The following is a 6293-nucleotide window of genomic DNA, read 5'->3' as shown; positions in this document are numbered from 1 at the left end:
CTCCAGGCGCTGCCCGACAGCTTGCAGGCCGAGCTCGTCAAGGCGACAGAAGGTGGTCAGATCGGGCGCGGCAAAGGTAGCGTGGAACACGTCGAGGTCTTTCCGGTGGACAGCGTAGGAACTTCCATCCTGGAAGACCTCGACCCCTATCCACCAATCGCCGCGCGCACCCCGACTACACCTTCAATTACGAAGAGCCCGTTTCGTCTGTCCGGGGCGGTGATCGAAATCGAGCACGCGTATGTCTGCGTTACTGCAGTCGACGCAGGAATGTGATTGGAGATGCGTAAAGACGTAGTCCAGGTTCCGCCGGCGCTGCGCTGACGTTCGAGCGCGAATTACGCGCAGATGGTGCTCACGATTCTGCTGATGATAGGCACGGGAAGAGGCCCTGTTGCAACTACGGCAAACCTCTTGCAAGCCATCAGGGCGCGAGGTTTGCCGATTGAATTCGGAGAAGGATTTTTTCTGAGAACAGGTGCCGCACATCTTCATGCGAGCACCGTAACGCCAAGCACTGACGTCTTATGCGGTGGGCCCCATGGGGCTCGAACCCATGACCCGCGGATTAACATACCACTTCGGTTTTCACCGCCGTCCGGAGACGTTCGTGGTCTGGACTGTCCCTTCACCGTAGCTTTCGCTTTAGGTGCCACCCGTCCAGTCTCTACACCTTCCGGACTCGCGTCCGGCTTGGCTCGGGATTGCCATCTGGTTTACCAGGAAGGGTTCCCCGACTTTGAGTGGTGTCATCCCCGAGGTTTCCCCCGGGGCGCTCCTATTTTGTTGAAGTCCGATGCTCTGCCAACTGAGCTAGAGGCCCGCACGTTCAGTCTAGCCGGAGATCATGCCCGCTCGCGCCCGCCCGGCCGCGGGCGTGGGGGATGTGCCAGCGGAAGCGCAGCGACAGCACGCGGAACACGAAGACGACGACGGCCCCGATGAGCGCTGAGAACACGTTGGCGAGCGGGGTGAGCCAGATGGTTGCGACGATGATCGCCCCGAGGAACGCGGGGACGGCGTAGAGGTCGTCGGAGGTGAACAGCTGCGGGTCGCGGTTGGCGACGACATCCCGCAGCAGGCCGCCGCCCACACCGGTGGTGACCCCGAGCAGCACAGCGGCGACGGGGTTCATTCCGCTCTCGAGGGCTTTGATCGTGCCGGTGGTGCAGAACAGCGCCAGCCCGCCGGCGTCGAAGATCAGCAGCGGCCGGGAGTAGCGTTCGCTGCGGTGCGCGAAGAAGAAGACGAGGATGGCCGCGGCGACGGGGGCGATGAGGTGGATCGGCTTGTCGAACGCGACGGGCGGTGTGCCGATGATGAGGTCGCGGATGACTCCGCCGCCGAGCCCCGTGAGGCTGCCGAGCAGCAGCGATCCGACGATGTCATAGCCGCGGTGGGCCGCCAGCAGGCTGCCGGAGATGGCGAAGAAGAACGTTCCCAGCAGGTCGAGTGCCAGCGCCCAGGTCATGCGCACAGCCTAGTCATGGCAACGCAGAACGGGACGCCGCCGGCCGAAGCCGTGGCGTCCCGTACGGGAGCCTGCGTGTTTACTCTGCCGGCGGCATCAGGACCGTGTCGATGAGGTAAACGGTGGCGTTGGCGGTCTGGACGCCGCCGCAGATGACCATCGAGTCGTTGACCATCCACTCCTCGCCCGAACCGGTGACCTCGACATCTGCACCCTGCACGGTGGTGTGCGTGCCGGCGATGTCGGCGGGCTCGATCTGGCCGGGAACGACGTGGTAGGTGAGGATCGACGACAGCGTCTCGGTGTCGGTCTTCAGCGACTCGATCGTGGCTGCGTCGATCTTCCCGAAGGCGTCATCGACGGGGGCGAAGACGGTGAACTCGTCACCGTTGAGCGTGTCGACGAGGTTGACGTCGGGGTTGAGCTGGCCGCTGACGGCCGCGACGAGCGTGGTGAGCAGCGGGTTGTTGGATGCCGCGACGGCGACCGGGTCCTGGGACATCCCCATGATCGATCCGTCGCCCTCCGGGACGGTCTCGGCGTACGCCTCACAGCCGGGGCCGACGAGGTTCGCCGCCGGGTCCATCATGTCGGTGGCCTCTTCCGAGGCCTCCGGCATCGTGGAGTCCATCGGCTCCTCGGCGGTGTCGCCGCTCATGGAACAACCCGACAGCACGAGAACGCTCGCGAAGCCGAGCGACAGAGCTGCGGTGATCTTCTTCTTGGTGCTGAACATGTCTACCTCCGGATGCTTGCAGCCGCGGAATTCCCGCGGCGTCGATGATTCTTCGGAATCCCCGATCGATCGGATGGGAACTCGACGAAAAAACTTCTCGGCAATCCGATTCGACCTCCGGGAGCGAATGACCGTGTGACGGAAGGCGAGGACATGGACCTCATCATCATCGGACTGCTCGGCGGTCTCATCACGGGAATCTCGCCGTGCATCCTGCCGGTGCTCCCGGTCATCTTCCTCACGGGAGGCGCGCAGTCCGCGCGCTTCGACGGCGAGGCATTGCCAGCCCGGCGCAGCCGCCCCTATCTGGTGATCGCGGGCCTGGTGTTCAGCTTCACGCTGGTGACGCTGCTCGGATCGATCGTGCTGGGCCTGCTCAATCTGCCGCAGGACATCCTCCGCTGGGCGGGGATCATCGTGCTGATCGTGATCGGCGTCGGCCTTCTCATCCCGCGGTTCGAGCAGTTGCTGGAGAAGCCGTTCCAGTGGTTGCCGCGGAGAGAGGTGCAGAACCGCGGGACGGGCTTCGGCGTCGGCCTCGCCCTCGGAGCCGTATTCGTGCCCTGCGCCGGCCCCGTACTGGCCGCGATCATCGTGGCGGGGGCGACAGGTCAGATCGGCGTCGGCACCGTCCTTCTGACGGTGTCGTTCGCGATCGGCGTCGCGATCCCCTTGCTCGTCTTCGCGCTCGCCGGACGCGGTCTCGTCGAGCGCATCCGTGCCTTCCGCAGTCGTGAGCGGGGTCTGCGCATCACGGCGGGCATCGCGATGATCCTGCTCGCCGTGGGGCTCGTCTTCAACGTTCCGCAGATGCTGCAAAGGCTTCTCCCGGACTACACCGCGGGTATTCAGGAAGATCTCGCCGACAAGCAGGCGGATGCGCTGGATCTCGGTGGCCTCGTCACGGATGAGAACCGTGAACTGTCGAATTGCACGAATGGTGCCGAGGAGCTCGAAGCCTGCGGCACGGCCCCGAGCATCCGGGGGATCGAGCAGTGGCTGAATACATCCGATGGCGCGGGCATCGATCTCGACGAGCTGCGCGGACAGGTGGTGCTCATCGACTTCTGGGCGTACTCGTGCATCAACTGTCAGCGCTCCATCCCGCACGTCGTCGCCTGGGATGAGGCCTATCGCGACGCGGGGCTCCAGGTCATCGGCATCCACTCGCCCGAGTACGCCTTCGAGAAGGACGCCGGAAACGTCGCATCCGGGATCCGGGACTTTGGCATCGAATACCCCGTCGCGCTCGACAATCAGCTCTCGACCTGGACCAATTACCGCAACCGCTACTGGCCCGCCCACTACCTGATCGACGCCGAAGGAGTCGTGCGCCACATCTCCTTCGGAGAGGGCAATTACGCAGCGACCGAGAAGATGATCCGGGAGCTCCTGCAGGATGCCGACGCGACGGTCGACCTTCCTTCCTCCACCGATGTCGTCGATGAGACACCCGAGAGGGGAACGCTGACCCGCGAGACCTTCCTCGGCTCGTCGAAGGACGTCAACTACGGCGGCGACGACGGATACCGTGCCGGCACGGGCGACTTCGGCTTCCCCGATGAGCTCGCCATTGATGCCTTCGCGCTGGAGGGGCGATGGGAGATCGCCACCCAGTACGCGGAACCGACCGCGGCATCCGGCCGAATCCAGCTGAACTACCGTGCCGCGGAGGTGCGGATGGTGCTGGCGGGAAGCGGCGAGATCATCGTCACGGGCGACGACGGCGAGACACGGAGGATCGCCGTCGACGGAGCACCGCGGTCCTATGAACTCCTCTCCCAGGACTCCCTCGGCGACGGAACGATCACCGTCGAGGTGCCCGCCGGCATCCAGGCCTACTCGTTCACGTTCGGATGATCCACGAACCGGCGCGTGCGCGCGCCCGAGGGAGATGATGCGGCATGCTTGTGGAGATGGTGATCGACGGCGTGGAGATGCCGGAGGACGGCACAGCGGGAGACCCCGTCGCCGACCTCCTCATCCGTGTCGCCACCGGCGATCAGACGGCCTTCGCCGAACTCTACGATCTGCTCTCCGCCCGTGTCTTCGGGCTCATCCTGCGCGTGCTCGTCAACCGCTCCCAGAGCGAAGAAGTGCTGCAGGAGGTCTTCCTCGAGATCTGGCAATCCGCCGGGCGCTTCGCTCCGAACAGAGGACAGGGACGCACCTGGGTCCTCACCATCGCACACCGGCGGGCCGTGGACCGTGTGCGGGCATCTCAGTCGAGCACCGACCGCGACATCCGCATCGGCATCCGCGATGTCGGCGTCGCCCATGACAGCGTCGCCGAGCAGGTGGAGCTCAGCCTCGAGGGCGAACGGGTCGTCGCGGCATTGGGGGCCCTGCCCGAGGCCCAGCGCGAAGCGATCGTGCTCGCCTACTACGGCGGTTACAGTCAGAGCGAGATCGCCGTCCTCACGGGCGCTCCGCTGGGAACCATCAAGACACGCATGAGAGACGGACTCTCGAGACTTCGCAACGAAATGGGGGTGAACGCATGAACGAGAAGGAATTCTCCGAGTTGGCCGCCGGCCGCGCGCTGAACGCGCTGTCGGATGCTGATCATCAGCGCTTCACGGACGCCCTCCGTGCGCACCCCGAGTGGTCGGCGATGCTCGAGCACGACCGCGAGACTGCTGCAGCTCTTGCCTCGAGCGCCGCCGCAGAGACACCGCCGCCGGCTTTGCGCGCAGCGCTTCTTGCCGAAATCGCGTCGACGGCTCAGGGGGAGGCGGAACCGGAGGGCGCTCCCGCCGCACCCGTCTCGAAGACCGCTTCTTCCACCGGCCGACCGAAGCGCCGCAACCGTGCGCTCTTCGCGCTCGCCGCAGCCGTGGTTCTCATCGCCGGTATCGGGATCGGCAGCGCGGTGCTCCTCCCACAGCTCACCGCCCCGGCATCCGTCGTCGCGCTGCAGGAGATCGAAGCGGCATCCGATGCGCAGCAGGTCACGGTCGAGCTCGAATCCGGCGCCCGGGCGACCGCGCACTGGTCCACGACGGTGGGCAATGCGGTGCTCGTCACCGACGGCCTCGACGACCTCGACGAAGGCCTGACCTACGAGCTCTGGTTCGTGCGCGGCGAGCAGCCGATCGCCGCGGGCGTGTTCGATCCCGACGCCGGGAGCGCGACCGCGCTGCTGGAAGGCGAGATGCACGCAGGCGACGTCATTGCCGTGACGGTCGAACAGGACGGCGGGTCTCCCGACGGACAGCCCACGACCGATCCGGTGATCGTCATCCCGACCGCCTGATCGGCGAGTAGCCTGGACGGATGCCCGAGCAGTTCCATCGCCCCGTCCGCCGCCCCTCGGCGTCCTTCGACAAGCTCGTCGGCGCGCGCGACTCGGCGGAGACGGCACGGGTCGCTCATGCCACAGCATCCGCTCTGCTCGCCCGTGCTCGCGCCGACGAGAGCGGGGAGAGCACCCGGCGACTGATCGCCTTCACCGCCGAGCACGGGATCGACGACATCGCCGAGCTCTGGGCGAGCGCCCCGGGCATCTCGCTTCCGGGTGCGTTGTGGCGGCTGTATCTGCTGCAGCTGTCGATCCACAACGACCCCGCCACCTCAGCGCTGCTTTACGAGCGCGGGCGCAACGAGCTCGCCTCGGCCGATGCCGTCATCGCCGGAGCGCCGATGCCCGCGTCTCCCGAGGAGATCGTCGCCCTGATCGACACGATCCTGCGCGGCGTCTTCCAGGGGGACTTCGCGGTCGCGCTCGAACGCGCCGCGGCATTCTGCCGCGTGCAGGTGTCGGGCGCCACGCACATCGCCGACGACTACGAGATGACGGAGCCCGAGCGTGCGAGTGAGCTGACTGCACGGGCGCGACGGCTGCACAGCTATTCCGGCGATCTCGCGGCGGCCGCGGGTCTCTGGCGCGTCGGCGATCTCGCCTGAGCGAGGCCTCCGCGGCACCCGCTTCCGGAGAAGGAAGGACCGGGCCGCAATAAACGCCTCTCGGCGGAAGGCCGCTCGCAGCGGCAGAATTTGGAGCCCGGGGTTATGCGGCCCGGCCACTCAATTGTAACGTGCCGCGGCACGCGCTATTCCCATCGGTCGGCTTCCCCGTAGAGTCGG

7 protein-coding genes are annotated in these 6293 nt (G+C 66.2%); 5 read left to right on the top strand and 2 right to left on the bottom strand.

Annotated elements, in window-relative coordinates:
* Positions 1–276: hypothetical protein (locus ACWAUG_RS10740; RefSeq protein ID WP_460802394.1), on the top strand; the 276-nt coding region annotated here is incomplete at its 5' end.
* A gap of 553 nt (positions 277–829) precedes the next feature.
* Here ACWAUG_RS10740 and ACWAUG_RS10735 read toward each other — a convergent pair.
* Together ACWAUG_RS10735 and ACWAUG_RS10730 are read right to left on the bottom strand one after the other, a co-directional pair.
* Positions 830–1471 (bottom strand): trimeric intracellular cation channel family protein, encoded by a 642-nt coding sequence (locus tag ACWAUG_RS10735; protein WP_460802392.1) that lies wholly within the window; start codon positions 1469–1471, stop codon positions 830–832.
* A 79-nt stretch (positions 1472–1550) separates the two neighbouring features.
* Entirely contained in the window at positions 1551–2207 is a 657-nt protein-coding gene (locus tag ACWAUG_RS10730) for a fasciclin domain-containing protein (protein WP_298038883.1), read from the bottom strand.
* A gap of 153 nt (positions 2208–2360) precedes the next feature.
* On the opposite strand from ACWAUG_RS10730, the gene ACWAUG_RS10725 reads away from it, so the two are divergent.
* From ACWAUG_RS10725 to ACWAUG_RS10710, 4 genes are read left to right on the top strand one after another with little or no spacing between them, the layout of a single operon-like run.
* Complete coding sequence (locus ACWAUG_RS10725; RefSeq protein WP_460802393.1) at positions 2361–4067, top strand: cytochrome c biogenesis protein DipZ; 1707 nt, start codon at positions 2361–2363, stop codon at positions 4065–4067.
* 44 nt (positions 4068–4111) lie between these two features.
* Positions 4112–4711, top strand: coding sequence for an ECF RNA polymerase sigma factor SigK (gene sigK / locus ACWAUG_RS10720; RefSeq protein WP_298038879.1), 600 nt, complete (start codon positions 4112–4114; stop codon positions 4709–4711).
* Positions 4708–5463: an anti-sigma factor gene (locus ACWAUG_RS10715; protein WP_298038876.1), complete on the top strand. Its 756-nt coding sequence runs from the start codon at positions 4708–4710 to the stop codon at positions 5461–5463. Before sigK ends, ACWAUG_RS10715 begins: the two co-directional genes overlap by 4 nt.
* Before the next feature lie 20 nt (positions 5464–5483).
* Entirely contained in the window at positions 5484–6113 is a 630-nt protein-coding gene (locus ACWAUG_RS10710; protein WP_298038873.1) for a DNA-directed RNA polymerase subunit beta, read from the top strand.
* Positions 6114–6293: the final 180 nt, after the last annotated feature.

The organism is Microbacterium sp. GXF6406 (assembly GCF_054798215.1).
The sequence above is the reverse complement of the archived record's forward strand: the minus strand, read 5'-3'. Positions and strand labels throughout refer to the sequence as shown.